The organism is Halorubrum aidingense JCM 13560 (genome assembly GCF_000336995.1).
GTDB classification, from domain to species: domain Archaea; phylum Halobacteriota; class Halobacteria; order Halobacteriales; family Haloferacaceae; genus Halorubrum; species Halorubrum aidingense.
This window is the reverse complement of sequence record NZ_AOJI01000002.1, coordinates 180,716-198,325: the sequence shown is the minus strand read 5'-3', so window position 1 is coordinate 198,325 and position 17,610 is coordinate 180,716. Positions and strand designations below refer to the sequence as shown.

The 17,610-nt window shown below is 65.4% G+C and carries 15 protein-coding genes; 2 read left to right on the top strand and 13 right to left on the bottom strand.

The features are described 5' to 3' along the window. Window positions 1-232 precede the first annotated feature (232 nt). Entirely contained in the window at window positions 233-778 is a 546-nt protein-coding gene (gene dpsA / locus C461_RS00905) for a DNA starvation/stationary phase protection protein DpsA (RefSeq protein ID WP_007997782.1), read from the top strand. A gap of 19 nt (window positions 779-797) precedes the next feature. Here the strand turns inward: dpsA and C461_RS00900 are convergent, their stop codons facing one another. The 7 genes from C461_RS00900 to C461_RS00870 all read right to left on the bottom strand — a co-directional run bounded on the left by C461_RS00900 (window position 798) and on the right by C461_RS00870 (window position 8,163). After that, window positions 798-1,085: an amphi-Trp domain-containing protein gene (locus C461_RS00900; protein WP_007997780.1), complete on the bottom strand. Its 288-nt coding sequence runs from the start codon at window positions 1,083-1,085 to the stop codon at window positions 798-800. 473 nt (window positions 1,086-1,558) lie between these two features. Then, the gene (locus C461_RS00895) at window positions 1,559-2,245 is read right to left on the bottom strand and encodes a histidine kinase N-terminal 7TM domain-containing protein (protein WP_007997777.1); all 687 of its coding nucleotides are present in this window, start codon (window positions 2,243-2,245) and stop codon (window positions 1,559-1,561) included. A gap of 139 nt (window positions 2,246-2,384) precedes the next feature. Continuing rightward, entirely contained in the window at window positions 2,385-3,200 is an 816-nt protein-coding gene (locus C461_RS00890; protein WP_007997775.1) for a CPBP family glutamic-type intramembrane protease, read from the bottom strand. Continuing rightward, on the bottom strand, window positions 3,197-4,192 hold the full coding sequence (locus C461_RS00885) for a DUF7544 domain-containing protein (protein ID WP_007997773.1): 996 nt from the start codon (window positions 4,190-4,192) through the stop codon (window positions 3,197-3,199). Before C461_RS00885 ends, C461_RS00890 begins: the two co-directional genes overlap by 4 nt. A gap of 122 nt (window positions 4,193-4,314) precedes the next feature. After that, window positions 4,315-4,956: a glutamine amidotransferase-related protein gene (locus C461_RS00880; RefSeq protein WP_049906159.1), complete on the bottom strand. Its 642-nt coding sequence runs from the start codon at window positions 4,954-4,956 to the stop codon at window positions 4,315-4,317. A gap of 80 nt (window positions 4,957-5,036) precedes the next feature. Then, window positions 5,037-5,993, bottom strand: a complete 957-nt coding sequence (gene kdgK1, locus C461_RS00875) for a bifunctional 2-dehydro-3-deoxygluconokinase/2-dehydro-3-deoxygalactonokinase (protein WP_049906158.1) — start codon at window positions 5,991-5,993, stop codon at window positions 5,037-5,039. 130 nt (window positions 5,994-6,123) lie between these two features. Further along, window positions 6,124-8,163 carry a glycoside hydrolase family 36 protein gene (locus tag C461_RS00870; RefSeq protein WP_007997766.1) on the bottom strand — a complete coding sequence of 680 codons (2,040 nt, stop codon included), beginning with the start codon at window positions 8,161-8,163 and terminating at the stop codon, window positions 6,124-6,126. A gap of 129 nt (window positions 8,164-8,292) precedes the next feature. On the opposite strand from C461_RS00870, the gene bga reads away from it, so the two are divergent. After that, window positions 8,293-10,392 (top strand): beta-galactosidase Bga, encoded by a 2,100-nt coding sequence (bga, locus tag C461_RS00865; RefSeq protein WP_007997764.1) that lies wholly within the window; start codon window positions 8,293-8,295, stop codon window positions 10,390-10,392. A gap of 634 nt (window positions 10,393-11,026) precedes the next feature. Here the strand turns inward: bga and C461_RS00860 are convergent. Genes C461_RS00860 through C461_RS00835 form a run of 6 tightly spaced genes read right to left on the bottom strand, consistent with a single transcriptional unit; the run spans window position 11,027 to window position 17,524 of the window. Further along, window positions 11,027-11,881: an SDR family NAD(P)-dependent oxidoreductase gene (locus C461_RS00860; RefSeq protein WP_007997761.1), complete on the bottom strand. Its 855-nt coding sequence runs from the start codon at window positions 11,879-11,881 to the stop codon at window positions 11,027-11,029. A 40-nt stretch (window positions 11,882-11,921) separates the two neighbouring features. Further along, window positions 11,922-13,070 carry a galactonate dehydratase gene (gene dgoD / locus C461_RS00855; RefSeq protein WP_007997758.1) on the bottom strand — a complete coding sequence of 383 codons (1,149 nt, stop codon included), beginning with the start codon at window positions 13,068-13,070 and terminating at the stop codon, window positions 11,922-11,924. Window positions 13,071-13,076: 6 nt separating this feature from the next. Then, window positions 13,077-14,198 (bottom strand): ABC transporter ATP-binding protein, encoded by a 1,122-nt coding sequence (locus C461_RS00850; RefSeq protein WP_049906157.1) that lies wholly within the window; start codon window positions 14,196-14,198, stop codon window positions 13,077-13,079. Window positions 14,199-14,201: 3 nt separating this feature from the next. Then, the gene (locus C461_RS00845; protein WP_007997753.1) at window positions 14,202-15,038 is read right to left on the bottom strand and encodes a carbohydrate ABC transporter permease; all 837 of its coding nucleotides are present in this window, start codon (window positions 15,036-15,038) and stop codon (window positions 14,202-14,204) included. Beyond that, window positions 15,038-16,108, bottom strand: a complete 1,071-nt coding sequence (locus C461_RS00840) for a carbohydrate ABC transporter permease (RefSeq protein ID WP_049906156.1) — start codon at window positions 16,106-16,108, stop codon at window positions 15,038-15,040. The genes C461_RS00845 and C461_RS00840 overlap by 1 nt, the downstream gene beginning before the upstream one ends. Window positions 16,109-16,126: 18 nt before the next feature. Continuing rightward, complete coding sequence (locus C461_RS00835; RefSeq protein ID WP_152418277.1) at window positions 16,127-17,524, bottom strand: sugar ABC transporter substrate-binding protein; 1,398 nt, start codon at window positions 17,522-17,524, stop codon at window positions 16,127-16,129. Window positions 17,525-17,610 lie beyond the last annotated feature (86 nt).

Here is a 17,610-nt window from a genome sequence, read left to right as displayed (position 1 = left end):
CCCGGGGACCGAACCGAATCGGCAGCGCGCCACCGAAAACCGCCCTCAGATGCTGTCCTATAATTTTGATATGATCGCCGTTTAGAGCCACGATTGTGTCCAGCGCTCGAATGCGGGTACGCATCGCCTTTCCCGTTCAGATCGGACGTCTGCGCGCTCGTTTTAGGTCGTACGAAAAATTGTTTTTTAGTTGAAAAGTTATAAGAGAGTTCGGTCCCAATCGAAGACTGTAATGAGCACCCAAAAGACCGTACAACAGGAAGCAGGCACCGTCGAGGAGAACGCACTCCGACTGGACACCGAGAAAGCCGAGCAGATCGTCGCGGCACTCAACACGGACCTCGCGGACGCGTACGTCCTCTACCACCAGCTCCACAAACACCACTGGAACGTCGAGGGCGCGGAGTTCCTCGAGGTTCACGTGTTCCTCCAGGAGGTCTACGAGGACGTCGAGGCCGCCGCCGACGAACTCGCCGAGCGACTCCAGGCGCTCGGTGGCGTCCCGCACGCGAGTATGACGGCGCTCGTCGAGAACGCGACCGTCGAAGCCGAGGACGAGGACGTCTACGACATCCGGACCTCGCTGGCTAACGACCTCGAGATGATGGGCGACGTGATCGAAAGCTACCGCGAGCATATCGAACTCACCTCCGGTCTCGGCGACTACGCGACCGAGGAGATGCTCCGCGAACAGCTCGAGACCCTCGAAGCGCACGCCCACCACATCGAACACTACCTCGAAGACGACACGCTCGTCCTCGAATCCGCAACGAACTGAGGCGGTACGGACCGGTGGGTCACTCCACGTCCGGTGCCGTCTCGTCGGTTCGTCCCGGAAGTTCTAGTTCGATCTCGAGTTCGGGTTCTCCGACGCCCTCGAAGTCGATCTCGAGTTCCACCGGCTCGCCGAACGCGAACGGTAGTTCCCACTCGTCGGTGACGATCGTCAGTTCGTCCCCGTCGCGGAGCTGTTCGCCCAGTTTGATCAGGAACTCGCCTGCCTCGCTCGCGTCTAGGCGATACTCTTGCTCGAAGTCGCGGCCGCTTCTGATGACGGTTCGCTCGTCTTGTTCGGAATTGCTCATTGCTGTTTCTACCGAGTTATGCTGACGGTCGTGTCGCTCGCGATCCACCCGTCCGTGTTCCCCGATTCGATGAACACCGACTTCCCGGGACGACTTTCACAGAGCGATATGTCTGGTCCCGGACGTGGCTTGGGCTCCGATGTCGGCTCGGGGTGTGACTGAGTACCAGTGGCCATTGGTAGTCTTTAGGCAAACCTAAAACAAAAAGGGTGCGGTTCGTGCCGCCGGCGTTCCTTGCGGACGTCGCCTGTTCGACCGGAGACCGCGTACTTCTCGGTGAAGCGCTTTTCGGACGAGGTCAATGTTCTGGGTCTCGAGAGTACCGCCTTTCGCTCCTCGGCGGAAGCGGATTCGAGTCGCCTGAGCCACGCCCGTACCTTCGCGTGTGCCCGTCGGCCCAGCAGGGCAGCAAGATCGTCGGACGCGGGAGCCGAACCGGAGTGGCTCATACGGCGCTATTTGGTCGGAGTGTTCTACACCGGTCGAGCGGCCTGCACAACGCCGATCACGACGAGTCCCGTTGCGACCAGCGGCGCCAGCATTCCCGCACCCGGCGCCATCGCACTGCTGGCAAGCAGTGTGAGAGCGACCGCGATCCCACAGCCGGCGTACGCCGTGGAGTATCGCCGCTCTGTGGACTGCTGTGGCGTTAGTGCGAACAACCAGCTGCCGACGCCGAACAACCCGATCATCGCTGCGAGCTGCACCCAGTACCCCGTCGTCGCGATCACCGTGATCACCCCGTACACCGCGCTCGTGTCTGCGATGCCGCTCCAATACAGCTCGTGAATCGGTGCTGTCACGGCGATTCCGCTGTGTAATCCGACGGTAAGAGCAGCCAACGCATAGACCGAGCGCCGTTCGAGGTGCCTCGGTGTACTGTGTGCGGTACTCGCGAACAGTACCCACCCCAATCCCGTCATCGCTGTTCCCACAAGCGACAACCCGAGAAAATACGTCTGTACTGCTACTTCTTGAGCCAGCACCTGCAGGATAGTCGTCCCGTTCCAGACGGCCACTCCAACGGTAAGGAGCCCAAATGAGAGCCCGTTGTCGCTGTCGCGGTGCGTGATCGCTGTCCACAGACCGGGACCTGCTGCGACGACGACCGCGAGTGTACCGAGCGCTGCTGTGACGATACTGGCTGTGGAGGGCGCCATATCGTCAAGCGGTGATCGACGCTCATAACTTTTTTTATTTGACACTATCGCCGGTGTTGCCATGGTAGATATCCGGACGCTGGTGTGCACACACGGGGTGTGACCTCCAGCTGACCTCCGGTGAACGGCGACTCGAGCACTACGACAGCAGAATCGCGACCACAGACACCCCGACGAGCACGACGTGGAAGGTCGCGTGCGCGACCATCGCCGTTTCCAGCGATCGCCGCCAGAACAACCAGCCGAGCCCCACGCCTGCGATCGCGTTCAACAGGATGGTTCGGACGACCAGCACGGCCGTGAGGTCGACCGTCGTCGCGAGCGCGGGTAGGTGGCCGACGCCGAACGCCACCGCGCTCGCGACGATCGCGATCCACATCACCGTCGGAGACGGGGTCTCCGTCGCCTCGCGAATCGCGTTTCGGACCCACCAGAGCACGAACGCGATCGGAGCCATAACTCCCCACCGGAGCAGGATCTCTTCTGTGATCCCTCCGTAGAGGAGCCGCATCGGGGCGGCCGCGAGCACGTCTCCGAGCGCTGTCGCGCCCGTGGTGCCGTCGACGACGGTGAGTTCAGTGAACGGGGCGAACGCGACGTCGAGGGCGATGATGAGCGCGAACAGCACCACACCCATCGCGACCGCAAGCGGCAGCGATCGCCGAAACGCGCGCCAGTCCGGAGTGCCGCCGGACGCCCACGCGAAGACGTGTGAGCGGAGTCCGGTCCGCGGGGCGGTGGCCGCGCCGAGAACCGCGAACACGGTGAGGATGACCGTCGAATTCGCGCCCGCGAGCGCCACGAGCGCGGGATACGACAGCACTGCCAGTTCCGGGATCGCTCGGAGGGCCGGCACGGAGTAGACCGCGAGCGCGACGACGCCGGCCATTCCGAGCGCGAACAGCGCGACCGCGCCGCGGGCGGTCGCACGCCACGTCGGGGCGGCGCCGGTCATCGGCCGTCGGCCGGTGGCCGCCGATCGTCGAGGACGTCGAACGACTCCTCGATGTCACCGAGCACGAGCAACGCGTAATACCGGAGGTACGTCACGATCGGCACCTGCGCGAGCAGCCACATCCCGAACACCGACAGTCCGAACAGCAGCGCGAGCCCGACGAGCACGACGATTCCGGCCGTCGACGAGAGCGAGACGGTCACGTGTGTGACTCCCGCCACGACGAGAGCCGGGATGAGAAGCACGATCGCGACGAGCCCGATGGCGATAGACGCGATGATCCCGGCCGCGATCGTCAACAGGAACGCGACCACGACGTACGCCACGTACTGTTTCCACGCCGTCTTGATCGACCCCCAGAGCCGCCCCCACGCCGCGAGCACGCCGGTGTCAGTTTGGACCATGAGCGGCACGACGAACACGGTCGTCAACCCGGACACCAGCGCGTACAGCACGCCGATGAGGAACACCACGGGGATCCCGACGAAAAACGCGGTAAGGGGGATCGCTGGGTCGCCCCCGGTGACGATCGGGGCGATGAGCAGCGCGAGCCACCCGACGACCAGCGCGAGTATCGGAAGCCCGATCACGACCCGGAACACGAACAGACGCAGGCCTTGGCGCCAGCGCCGGCGCCAGTAGCGCCGGATCGACACCTCGCCGGTCCGGAGCGACTCGATCAGCACGAACTCCATGATCGCCCCGATCAGCGCGAACAGCGCACCGAGGAGGACTCCCGCAACGGCGAGTGCGACGACGAGCGTCACGACGTCGATCGGGGCGTCGATCGGGGCGTTGAACGGAATCTCACCGTTTGCGACGTCTCCCGGCGGCGTCGACGTGTTGAACTGTACCGTCGGGAAGCTCACACCGCTCCCGACGAAGAACACGATGAAAGCGAGCTTCAGCCAGCGGCGGAGGTCGATCGGCGTCAGAAACTCCCGCGTGACACCGAACGCTTCCTCGACGTTTTCGACGGCGTGGAGGACCATGGGTTCCACAACGCGAGGCGATCAATTAGTCGTGTTGGGTGCTCGTCGGTGATCCGGTCGGTCTGATCGATCTCCGCGGCGGTCAGCATCCAGTTATCTTTCCGAGACTCGGCCCGCAGCCGCTACGATTCGCTCGCGTTCGCTTCGACGAGGTCCGCGAAGTTGGCGAGCGTTCGGGTGGCGGTGGAGTCCTCGAAGGAGCGGTCGGCCTCCTCCCAGCCGTCGTACTCGTCGACGATCCGCGGCGTGAATTCGGGGTGATACTGAACTGACCAGACGGGCTGGTCGCGGTGTCGAGTGGCGAAGTACTCGTAATAATCCGCACGGCCGATGATCTCCATGCCGTCACCGATTTCCGTCACGACGTCGGAGTGCAGGACGGGCACGGTCGGTTCGACGCCGTCGAACAGCGGCTCGTCGGCGTTGAGCTCGGCGTCGTGGAGCCGGAGGCGAGACGTCCCGCTGTCCACGACCTCGCCGCCGAGGGCGGCGTTCAGAATCTGATGGCCGAAACAGATGCCGAGCGTTGGGACCCCCTCCTTGACGAGTCGGCGCGCGAACCGCTTCTGGGCCGTGATCCACGGCTGGTCCGGTTCGTCGTACACGCCGACCTCGCTTCCGCCGATGACGACGCCGTCCACGTCCTCGAGGCTCGGATCGCCGTCCTCGTTCGGGTAGTTGTACACGCGGGTGTCGGGGAGGAACTGTGCGATCTCATCGGCCATGTAGCCGCCTTCGACCGCGTTATTAAGTACCAATATCATCTGTGGTTTATTTAAGCGCGAAGCGTTACGTTCGAACTCCGATCGGACCTCTCTGTACTGTCGGTATATAAACCGGTATCTTACCGATTTATCCCGCCCTCGCCGTCGATGACGCTCTGCACTTCCGCTCGGGTCGTCACGGCGAGGTCGCCGTCGGTGGTGCGTTTCAGCGCCGCCGTCGCCGACCCCCACTGAAGGGCTGCGGGGAGGTCACCGCCGCGCAGGCGCTCTGCGATGAAGCCGGCGACGAACGCGTCGCCGGTACCGATCGCGTCGAACGTGTCCGCCTCGAACACGTCCTGCTCGTACATCGATCCGTCGTGCAGCGCGACCGCCCCCTCGAGCCCGCGGGTGACGACCACCGTGTCGAACGCGAACTCCGTGGCGAGCCCGTGCGCGATTTCGACGGCGTCGCCCTCGCGGTCGAGCACCTCGCGGGCGTCGCGCCGGGGGACAAACAGGGTGTCGACGTGCTCGAACAGGTCCTCGTAGGCCGCCCGCGCCGTCTGTGGGTCCCAGAGCTTCGACCGGTAGTTCAGGTCGAACGAGCGCGTCGTCCCCGCGTCGCCGGCCGTTTTCAGCAGCGCCGTCGTCGTCTCCGCGGCGGCCGCCGACAGGGCGGGCGTGATCCCCGTCGTGTGGAACCACTCCGCCTCCTCGACTGCGTCCGTCGGGAGCTCGTCCGGGCTGACGGTCGTGATCGCCGCGTCGGTCCGGTCGTAGATCACGTTCGTCCCCCGCGGGGCCCCGCCGTGTTCGAGGTAGTAGGTCCCCAGACGACTCTCGTCCGGCTCCGTCCACGCGACCCCCGATCGGACTCCGTGGCTCCGGAGCTCGTTCACGATCCGCCGACCGAGCGGCGAGTCGGGGAGCTTCGAAAGCCAGCGGGCGTCGGCACCGAGCCGCGCGGCCCCGACCGCGACGTTGCTCTCCGCTCCCCCGGCTTGGACGGCCAGGTCACCGGTCGTCTCCAACCGCTCGCCCCGCGGCGGCGACAGCCGGAGCATCGTCTCGCCGAACGTGACCAGGTCAGTCATCGAAACCACTCCACGGCGTGCGCTCCGAACGGATTCATACTGGATGCTGTCATCGGTCGCTTATAAGTAACGGTGATCAGCGTCGGCCGTCGCTGTCCCGACACCGCGGCCGCTCCCGGACGGGCGCGGGCTACTCCTGAGCAGGGGCGGGATCGTCCGAATCGAGCGCGAACGTCACCGTCTCCCCGTCGACGGCTGCCTCGAGCGATCCGTCCCGAAGCGTCGCCGTCGACGCGCGGTCGGACCCGCCCGTGAGCGTCGCGGCGTCGCCGAGCAGGTCGCCCGCGTCGGCAGAGACGACAGCGAACACCGCCGCCCCGTGCGGCGACAGCTCTCGTTCGACGACCGGGCCGTCGACGACCGCGCCGGACAGCCCGTCCCAGACGACGTGATCGGCACCCGAGTCGCCCGCCACGTGCTCGCGTGCGTCAAACTGGACTGTCGACGACTCGTCCGTCCAATTAAATAGTGCGACGGTCGTGGCCCCGTCGCCTGGCCGGTCGCAGACGACACGCGAGGGGAACCGCTCCGCGCTGAGCCCCGAGACCTCGCCGCCGCTCGCGGGTGGGATGGATCGCTCCAGCAGTCGCCGACCTGCCGAACCGATCTCCGCGAGCCGGTCCGAGAACACGTTCACACCACCGGTCGCGGCGACGAGCGCTCCGAACGCCTTGCGCTCGGCCGCAGTGAGGTCACTCGTGTCCCGAACGAGTTGGCAGTCGGGATCGTTGAGCCACCACCGCCGGTGCAGGTAGTTCCGCGTGAGCGTGTTGCGGACCGCGTTTTTCAATCCCGGCTGGCTCCCGGATTCTCCCGGCGTCTCCCAGACCGGATCCGTGTCTGGGCCGATCCGCATCGCGTCGAAGAGCCCGACGCTCGGGGCCATCGGCGCGCCGCAGCCGAGGAGGAACACGTCGTCGCCGGCCGCCTCCGCGATCGCCTCGACCCCCCGGCGGTACGCCTCTATTCGGGTTGCCTCGGCGTCGTACCGCTCGCCGGGCAGCGCCGCCGCGAAGAGGAAGTCGAGTTTCAGATACGTGAACCCCCACTCGTCGACGACCGTCGACACGGTCTCTCTGAGCCACTCGAGGACCGCCGGATGCGTCGTGTCGAGCCCGTACAGCGCCGATCCGGCGCGGAAGCCGCCGTCGACGGGCGTTCCCGGGCCGTCAGCGGTCGCGTCCGTCGGCTCCGTGACGAACCATTCCGGGTGGTCGGCGTACAGGTCCGCGCCGGCCTCCACGTAGAACGGTGCGAGCCACAGTCCCGGGCGGTACCCCGCGGTCTCGATGTCGTCCGCGACGGCGCTCATGTCATCGAACCCGTCGGCGATCGACCGCCAGTCGCCGAACGCCTCCATGTACCCGTCGTCGATCTGGACGACGTCGACCGGGATTCCCCACTCGCGAAGCTCCGAGAGGTTCTCTCGCACGTCCGCCTCGGTGACGTCGGTGAAGTAGTGGTACCACGAGCACCATCCGGTCGGTGCGGTCTCGGGTACCCGAGCGTCCATCCGTTCGCCGACGCGGTCGGCCAGCGTGGTTAGCCCCTCTCGGAGTTCGCGGTCGGCGTCGATCCACAGCGGCGGTAGAGTCAGTCGCTCACCGGGCGCCAGCCGCGTCCCCTCCAGCGGACATACCGCGCGCAGCGTCGCGACGCCGTCGACGTCGTCGTCGATCTCGAACCGGGTGCAGTAGCGGTCGTGTTCGAGGAACCCCGCCGTGACGCGCCGGTCGCCCTCGACGAGCCCGGTCAGGTAGCTGCTGACTCGGTCGTCCGTCGACGCCGCGAGGTCGTTCATCATCGGGGCGTTGTCCGAGTTCTCGGCGGGGAACCGCTCTCCGACGGGGAGCGTTCCCGTCGACGACCACGACTGGTACCCGTGTCGGTAGACGCGGGCGTCGGGGCCGAACGCGGTCTCGAACGCGAGCGTGACGTCGCCCGCCCGGACCGGTTCGTCGCCGGTGTTTTCCACGGTGCAGGTCACGGCGACACCGCCTGCTTCGGTTGACAACGACACGTCAGCGACCCGTACCCGCCCGGCGTCTCCGTCGGTCGCCGCCGCGCGAACCGCCCCGATGAGCAGGTCGCCGGCGTCGTCCGCGACCGCGACCTCGTGGCCGTCCGGATCGTGCGTGACTGCGGTGGCGTCCGCCCTGCGTTCCTTCATATCACACCCTCTTTTCGCCCCTACAAATACCCTGCTACGACACGTGCGCGGCGGGGTGCGACTCGACGGTCAGCGGCGGTCGCGTCAACCCATCCGAACGCTTAGGTGCCGCGGTTGAGAGGATGCGCTATGCGTCTCGGAGTCTGTTACTTTCCCGAACATTGGCCGAGCGAAGAGTGGGAACGCGACGTCGCCGCGATGGCCGACGCCGGCCTCGAATACGTGCGAATGGCGGAGTTCTCGTGGGGGGCCCTCGAACCCGAGCGCGGTGCGTTCGATTTCGAGTGGCTCGACGAAGCCGTCGAGCTCGTCGGCGACCACGGCATGCAGGTGGTGTTGTGTACGCCGACGGCGACACCGCCGAAGTGGCTGGTCGACGAGCGGCCGTCGATCCGACAGGAAGACCCCGACGGAACCGTCCGCGAACACGGCAGCCGCCGGCAGTACTGTTTCAACTCCGACGCCTACCGCGAGGAGACGGTCCGGATCGTCGAGCGGATCACCGAGCGATACGCCGATTCGCCGCACGTCGCCGGCTGGCAGACGGACAACGAGTTCGGCTGTCACGAGACCGTCCGGTGTTACTGCGACGACTGCGCCGACGCGTTCCGAACGTGGCTCGCGGACCGGTACGGCGACATCGATCGGCTCAACGAGGCGTGGGGGAACACGTTCTGGAGCCAGCAGTACGGCTCGTTCGAGGAGGTCGATCCGCCGGGACCGACCCCCGCGGAGCATCACCCCTCGCGGCTGCTGGCGTACGCGCGCTTTTCCAGCGACTCCGTCGTCGAGTACAATCGCCTCCACGCCGACTTGATACGCGAGGCCGACCCCGACTGGTTCGTCACCCACAACTTCATGGGGCGGTTCCCGACGCTGAACGCCTACGACGTGAGCGAGGACCTCGACCGCGTCGCGTGGGACTCGTACCCCACAGGGTTCGTCCAGGACCGCTACGCCGGGGAGGCATCGCCGGACCAGCTACGGGCCGGCGACCCCGACCAAGTCGGGATGGACCACGACATCTACCGGAGCGCGCTCGACCGGCCGTTCTGGGTGATGGAACAGCAGCCGGGCGACGTCAACTGGCCGCCGCACTGCCCGCAACCGGGCGAGGGCGCGATGCGGCTGTGGGCCCACCACGCCGCCGCTCACGGGGCCGACGCGGTCCTCTACTTCAGGTGGCGGCGCTGTCTCGAGGGGCAAGAGCAGTATCACGCCGGGCTCCGGAAGGCCGACGGGTCGCCCGACCGCGGGTACGAAGACGCCGCACACGCGTCCGGGGAGTTCGCGGCGCTCGACGGTGCCAGTCACGTGGACGCCCCGGTGGCGGTCCTGTTCGACTACGACTCGCTGTGGGCGCTCGACGCGCAGCCGCACGCCCCGGACTTCGACTACTGGGCGCTCCAGGAAGCGTTCTACGGCGCCGTACGCGGCCGCGGCGTTCAGGTCGACGTGGTTCCGCCGAGCGCCGATCTCTCCGGATACGCGGCCGTCGTCGCGCCCGCGCTCCACCTCGTTACCGAGGACCTCGCCGACCGGTTGACCGACTACGTCGCCGGCGGTGGGGAGGTCCTCTTCGGTCCCCGGACCGGCGTGAAGGACGCGGAAAACAAGCTCCGACCGATGTCTCAGCCCGGCCCGCTGACCGACCTCGTCGGCGCGACCGTCGACCAGCACGAGTCGCTGCCGCGGCGCCTCGGAACGGCTGTCCGGCGAGTTGACGACAGCGTCGCCGGCGACGACACGGCCCCGCCCGTTTCGTTCCGGACTTGGGCCGAGTGGCTCGACCCCGTCGCCGCCGAGCCCCGATACGCGTACGACGTCGACGGCCCGGCGGACGGCCGGCCGGCAGTGGTCACCAACGCGGTCGGTGACGGTCGCGTCACCTACTGCGGGGTCTGGCCCGGGTCGGATTTAGCGGACGCGCTCGCGTCGAATCTGCTCGACCGCGCGGGCGTCCGACACGCCGAGCGGCTTCCGGACGGCGTCCGCATCGGGTACCGCGGCGGCCGCACGTGGGTGACGAACTTCACGAGCGACCGGCTCCGACTGCCCGGAATCGACCCCGACTCGCTCGCGGTCGACGACGCCGATCGGGTCGGCATCGACGCGGTAGCGGGCGACGGCGGCGAGGCCTCGCGCGATGATGCCGCTGTCGTGGGGCCATACGGAGTTGTCGTCGTTGAGGGTGACCACGTGGACGGGCTGCGGGTCGCTCAGCCGTAGTCGGACACGTCAGTCAAAAATCCGGCGCTGTCGAATCCCCATTCTTCAGATATGCTTTCGCCTGAAACAGCCGATCGCTGAAGAGTACTTCTTGATCGAGTGCGGGAGTGGGTGTTGTACGCGAGTGGGGTGGTTGTTTATAAACGAGCGGTGGTGTTGCTGTCGACTGTTTATAAATCGTTGATCGAGGGGTGAACCACCCCAAAGCCCCAGCCGGGAGGACGGCGCACGCTCGCTGCGCGCCTCACTCGGTCGCTCGCGTTGTTCGCTCCCTCGTTGCGGTGCTTACATCGCCTGCGCCGTCCTCACGGCTGCCCCTTTGAGTCCTACCCATCCGCACCGCAACCGCACCTCACACCTCCCCAGCCTCGCCGCTCGCTCCGCTCGCGGCGTCCCTCGCGCTCGGATTCGCACCGCTTCGCGGTGCTCACCGGAGCGCGCCACCACAGTCGTTCATTTATAAATGTCCGTCGCCGCCGCTCTTGCTTGTTTATAAACCACGTCGCCGTCGGCGGTCTGCAACACTCACTCCCGTAATCAGCCCGCTGTCCCTGTATTGCCCACCGCAATTCGCAATCTGTGATCTTCGGAGAATTTCAACAGAGCCAAAAAATCCGGACTTTTCGCCGACCGGCTACTCCGAGCGCTCTCGCGCCCGGTAGTCCGGGAGCGTGTCGTCCTGCATCACCGCTCCGCGACCGCCGTCGACGAGCAGCGCGCCGCCCGTGACGAAGGCGGCGTCCTCGCTCGCGAGGAACGAGACGGCCCCGGCGACGTCGGCCGGCGTGCCGATCCGACCGGTCGGGTGGATCGATTCGACCTCGGCGAGCCGCCCCTCCGGGAGTTCTTCGCGCGTCCGCTCGATTTCCACCCAGCCGGGGACGACCGTGTTCACCCTGACTTGGGGGCCGAAGTCGACGGCGAGCGATCGCGTCATGCCGTTGATGCCCGCCTTCACCGCGTTGTACGGGAAGTGTGCGGGCATCGTGGCGTACGCGTGGTTCGACGAGATGTTCACGATCGCCCCGCGGTCCATGTGTTCGAGGGCGGCCCGCGCGGCGAGCCAGTACGCTCTGAAGTCCGTCTCGACGACGAACGCCCAGTCGTCGAGCGTCGCGTCGTCGGCGGCCGTCTCCGTCTGCACGCCGGCGTTGTTCACGAGCACGTCGACCGACCCGTACCGCTCGGCGGCCGCCTCCGCTAACGCGGCCACGTCGTCCGGGTCGCGCATGTCGGCGCGAACGAACGTCGCGTCGCCGGCCGGCGGGTCGTCGGTCGCCTCGTCTCCGGTCCGTTCTGAGATCCGCTCGGCGACGGCCTCGCCGGCCTCGGCGGTGCGGCCGCTGACCACGACGTTCGCCCCCTCGGCGGCGAACCGCTCCGCGACGCCGGCACCGATCCCGCGCGTCGATCCCGTGACGATCACGGTCTCGCCGGCGAACCGCCCGGGCACCGCATGCTCGGTCGGGGACTCGTGTCGGCGGGTCATCGCTCCCTTCCGCGCCGCCGCGTTTGCGTCGGCATCCGGATCACCACTCTGCGACAGAGCCGTCGTCGTGCCGCCAGACGGGGTTGTGCCAGTCGACGTTGCCGCGCTGTTCCCGGACGTGCTCTTCATCGATCTCGATCCCGAGCCCGTCGCCGCCGGGGATATCGACGAAGCCGTCGCGGTACTCGAACACCGTCGGGTCGGCGAGGTAGTCGAGCACGTCGCTCGTCTCGTTGTAGTGGATGTCGAGCGACTGCTCCTGGATCAGCGCGTTCGGCGTGCAGGCGTCGACCTGGATACAGGACGCGAGCGCGATCGGCCCGAGCGGGCAGTGCGGCGCGACCGACACGTCGTACGCCTCGGCCATCGACGCGATCTTCTTCATCTCGGTGATCCCGCCCGCGTGCGAGACGTCGGGCTGGATCACGTCCACGGCGTCCGTCTCGAACACCTCCTTGAAATCCCACCGCGAGTACATCCGCTCGCCGGTCGCGATCGGGATCGTCGTCGACTGCCGGATCGACGAGAGCGCATCGTTGTGTTCCGGTAACACCGGCTCTTCGATGAACATCGGGTCGTACGGCTCCAACGCGGCCGCGAGCCGCCGTACCATCGGCTTCGACACGCGCCCGTGGAAGTCGACTCCGATGTCGACCTCGTCGCCGACCGACTCCCGAACGGCCGCAATCCGATCGACCGCGTCGGCCACGGTGGCCGGCGTGTCGATCGGTCGCATCTCTGCGGTGGCGTTCATCTTTAGCGCCGTGAAGCCCGCGTCAACCTTCTCACGGGCGGCATCGCCGACGTCCGCCGGTCGGTCTCCGCCGATCCACTGATACACGCGGATCCGGTTCCGCGCGCGGCCGCCGAGCAGTTCGTGGACGGGTGCGCCGAACTGCTTTCCCTTGAGGTCCCACAGCGCTTGGTCGACGCCGGCGATGGCGCTCATCAGCACCGGGCCGCCGCGGTAGAAGCCGCCGCGGTACATCGCCTGCCAGTGGTCTTCGATCCGCGTCGGATCCTCGCCGAGGAGGTAGTTGTCGAGCAACTCCTCCACGGCGGCGACGACCGTGTGGGACCTCCCCTCCACGATCGGTTCTCCCCAGCCGACGGTGCCGTCGCTCGTCGTCAGCTTCAAGAATAGCCAGCGGGGCGGTACTTCGAACAGCTCGTAGTCAGTAATGTACATGATAGGTTAGTCTTCAGTCGTCCCGACGACCGCGGGGTCGACGGTATCCGTCTTCGTCTTGAGTGCGTCGCCGGTTTTGGCGTCGAACAGGTAGAGAGCCGCTTCGCGGAAGTCGAACGAGACCTGCGTCTCCTCTGCCGGTCGGATCGCCGGATCGACGCGAGCGGTGAGTTCGTGTCCGTCCATCTCCATGTAGAGGAAGTTCTCGTTCCCCATCGGCTCCACCACCGTTACATCGGCTGTGTTCTGGCCTGAATCGACGACAGTGATGTCCTCCGGTCGGATGCCAACGCGGACGCGGTCGTGGCCCGCGACGGGTTCCGTATCGTCGATTTCGTACGTGAACCCGCCGGGCCCTCGGAGGGTTTCTCCTTCGACGTCGGCCGAGAGGAGGTTGATGCTCGGCGAACCGATGAAGTCCGCAACGAACTGGTTCACCGGTGACCGGTACACCTCTTCCGGGGGCCCGACCTGCTGGAGTACGCCGCCGTCCATCACGGCGATCCGATCGCCCATCGCCATCGCCTCCGTCTGGTCGTGCGTGACGTATACCGTCGTGACGTCGAGGTCTGCCTGCAACTCCTGCAACTCGGTCCGCATATCCGACCGGAGCTTTGCGTCGAGGTTGCTGAGCGGCTCGTCCATCAGAAACACGGATGGCTCTCGAACGATTGCTCGCCCGAGCGCCACGCGTTGCTGTTGCCCGCCGGAGAGTGCTTTGGGTTTCTCGTTGAGCAGTTCGCTGATTCCGAGCATCTCGGCGACGTCCTCCACTTGCTGTTCGATTTCGTCGCCGGTCAGCTTCGTCGAGAGCTTCAGTCCAAAGCCGATGTTGCTTCGGACGGTCATGTGCGGATACAGCGCGTAGTTCTGGAACACCATCGCTACGTCTCGCTCGCTGGCTCGGTGGTCCGTGACGTCTTCGTCGCCGAACTGTATCGAGCCAGTCGTCACGTCCTCTAGGCCGGCGAGACAGCGGAGCGTCGTCGACTTCCCGCAGCCGGACGGTCCGACCAACACGAGGAACTCGCCGTGGTTGATCTCGATGGAGAGGTCCTCCACTGCGACCACCTTCTCGGTTCCAGAGTCGTACACCTTATCCAGTTCTGTGATATTGATTCCTGACATTGATTACTCCTTGAGCGACCCCGCGAGGATGCCGCTGACGAACTGTTTCTGCAGCACTAAGAACAGCACGACCATCGGCACGATGGCAAGCGTCGCTGCCACCATGATCTGATCGTAATATATCCGCTGGAATCCGGTCAACTGCGCCAGTCCAACGGGGATCGTGTACATGTCCGCCGTCTCGAGGATCACGAGCGGGTACAAGAACAGGTCCCACTGGAACAGGAACAGGATGATCGCTAGCGCGGCCAGAGACGACCGCATCGTCGGGAGTGCGATCCGATAGAAGATCTGGAACTCCGTCGCCCCGTCCATGCGAGCAGACTCGAGTAACGCGTCCGGAATCGATTTCATGTTCTGCCGCATGAGGAAGATCCCAATGGGGTTCGCCGCCCACGGAAGGATGATCGCTCGGAACGTGTTCGTCCAGTCTAGCTGTGCCATCAGCAGGAAAAGTGGGATGACGAGGAGCTGGATCGGCAACACGAGTGTCGCCAGAATCGCGTAGAAGATCGGCTCTTTGAACTTGAACTCGTACTTGGCGAACGCGAAGCCGGCCATCGAGCACAACACCAGCGAGAGCAGCGTGTAAACCACTGCAATGAGAACGCTGTTCCGGATCGTCCTGACGAAATCGAGCCGCTCTTGCAGCGCCGCGAAGTTATCGAGGAACGCCGTTCCGGGTAGCAGCCGCGGTGGGAACTGCAGGAACTGCTCCTGCGGGAGCGTCGCCGCGACCAGCATCCAGTACAAGGGAACCATCATCACCACGACCATCGTGATGACGAAGGCGTACGTGAGGAACCGCCAGACCGCGTCCTTACGTCGTTGTTCGCGCATCAGTCCTCACCCCCGATCTTGATCTGGATGACGGAAAACACGCTGACGACCGCCACGAACACGACTGTGAGTGCGCTCGCGTAGCCCAGGTTGAAGTTGACGAACGCCTGTCGGTAGATGTATTGTACGATGGTGATCGTCGAGTTCGTCGGCCCGCCGCCAGTGATGACGTACGGCTCGGCGAACAGTTTGAACGTCCCGATCGTCGACAGTACGACGACGAACAGAAACACCGGCTTGAGCTGCGGGAGCGTGACGTAGCGGAATTTCTCCCATCGGTTCGCGCCGTCGATCTCGGCCGCCTCGTACAGCTGCTGCGGGATCGTTTGGAGCCCGGCGAGCAGGATGATCATGTTGTACCCCGTCCACCGCCACGTCACCGCGGCGATGATCGTGTTTCGCGCCCAGAAGCCGTCGGTCAGCCACGGAACCGGGCCGAGCCCGACGCCGGCGAGGACGTAGTTGAGGAAGCCCAACTGCTCGTTGAAAAGCAGCAGAAACACCGTCGAGTACGCCACGAGGTTCGCAGAGACTGGCAGCGCTATGGCGGTGCGAAACACCCCTTTGAACCGCATGAACGACGCGTTCAGTGCGAGCGCGAGCGCGAGCGCGAGCCCGATCATCAGCGGGACCTGGATGACGAGGATGTACGAGGTGTTGAACATCGACTGCCAGAACAGGTCGTTGCCGAGCAGGCGAGCGTAGTTCCCGAGTCCGACGAAATTCAGCTGTGCGATCTGCGGAATCTCGATGTACACCGGACCGAGATCGATCCAGAACAGCGATCCCTGACCGACGCCCTGGTACTCGAAAAACGAGAGGTACAGCGTGTAAAACACCGGGAAAGCGAGAAACACGCTGAAAAGCAGGAAGAACGGCGCGATGAACAGGTACGCGACCCGAGGCAGCGCTGGTGTCGCCGCTGTCAGGTCTTGTCTGGCGAATCGCACCCGATCCCAGACCGGCCGCGCCGCTCGTCTGGACCGCCGCGTGGCTGTCCGTATCTTCGTGCGGATGCGGCGGCGATACGCCTGCCCAACCCGGTCGTCCGTTTCATCAGAAGTTGCCATGCGATCGATCCCTTGGGGTTACGCGAGGTCCCGATCGGTATTCTCGGCGACCGTCTCCGCAGCTGCTTGGACGGCTTCTTCGGGCGACTGTTCTCCATTGATCATGCGCTGGAGCTCAGTCTCGATAGCCTGTGACACCTCAGGGGTATCCGCGGTGAACCGGTACCCCGGCGCTTCCCGTGCGACCTCTGCGAAGAGCGCCCGTGCGGGCTGTCCGTCGTAGAAGTCGAGCTCCTCGTCGAACACCGGATCTTCGTACGTCGTCTCCAGCGCCGGGAAGAGCCCGTACTCGTCGTACATCGCCAGCTGCATCTCTTCGGCCGCCAGCGAGTACTCCATGTAGTCCCACCCGCGCGTTTTCTTTTCGTCGGATACCTGATCGGCGATCATGAGGTTGGAGCCGCCCCAGTTCGACGCCCGCGGTCCGCCCGACTCCAGGGCGGGAATCTTGAACACGCCCCAGTCGCCAGCGGTGTCGGGGAGCTCGGCGCGCAGCGTTCCCTCCATCCACGCCGCCGAGGGGAGCGACGCGATGGTCGCGTCGCCGTAGGCGCTGAACCAGGCCGACGTCCATCCCTCGATGTTGGCTGCGATATCGGCGTCGTATACTTCCTTGATGTTACGAGCCACGCGGAGGGATTTCTCGTTGTGGATGTTCACCTCGCCGCTCTCAAGGAAGGGCTCGCCGGACAGCTGGCGGAACTGGTACCGCCAGACGCCGGAGAGGTCCCCCTCGGGGAGGTTAAGCATGTACTGATCGTCCGGTAGCTTCTGTCCCTCTTCGATGAAGTCCGCCCACGTCTCGATGCTGTCCGGGTCGATATCGTGTTCGTCGTACACCGACCGCCGGTAGTAGACCGCCGTCGGACCGGTGTCCCACGGAAGCGCGTAGATGTCTCCGTCGACAGTGAGTGCCTCCCACTTTCCGGAGACGAAGTCCTCGCGAATGCCCGCCTCTTCGATCTCGTCAGTGAGCGACGCGACGGAGCCCGTGTCGATGAGCGAAGGGCCGTCAACGGACTCCAGCATCGACACCGCAGGTGCGCCGGACCCCGAGAGGAGGTTCGTCTGAAGTCGGTCTTTCATCGCGGACCGACCGAACTCCTCGACCGAGACCGTCGCGTCGTTCTCGGACTCGTACTCTTCGGCCGTAATCGTCAGCGCCCGCGCGGCGACGTCCCACCCCCACACGTCGATTTCGGACGCCATGTTATCGCCACCGTCGCTGTTGCTGTCCTCGTCGCTACTGCTACTACCGTTGCTTCCGTCGCTCCCTTCACTCCCGTCGCCGCCGTTGCTTCCACCTTCGGGATCGCCGGTTCCGATACATCCCGCGAGCCCCGCGAGCCCCGCGAGCCCCGCGCCCTTCATCAGTCGCCGCCGCCCGTATCGTGCGTAGTCTGGTTTGTTAGTCATGATTGTACCTGACTGTTCGTCCCTTATATTGTAGATATATAAAATTACTGTACATCTGTCCTAAAACCGGCTTAGAAACGCTTCAT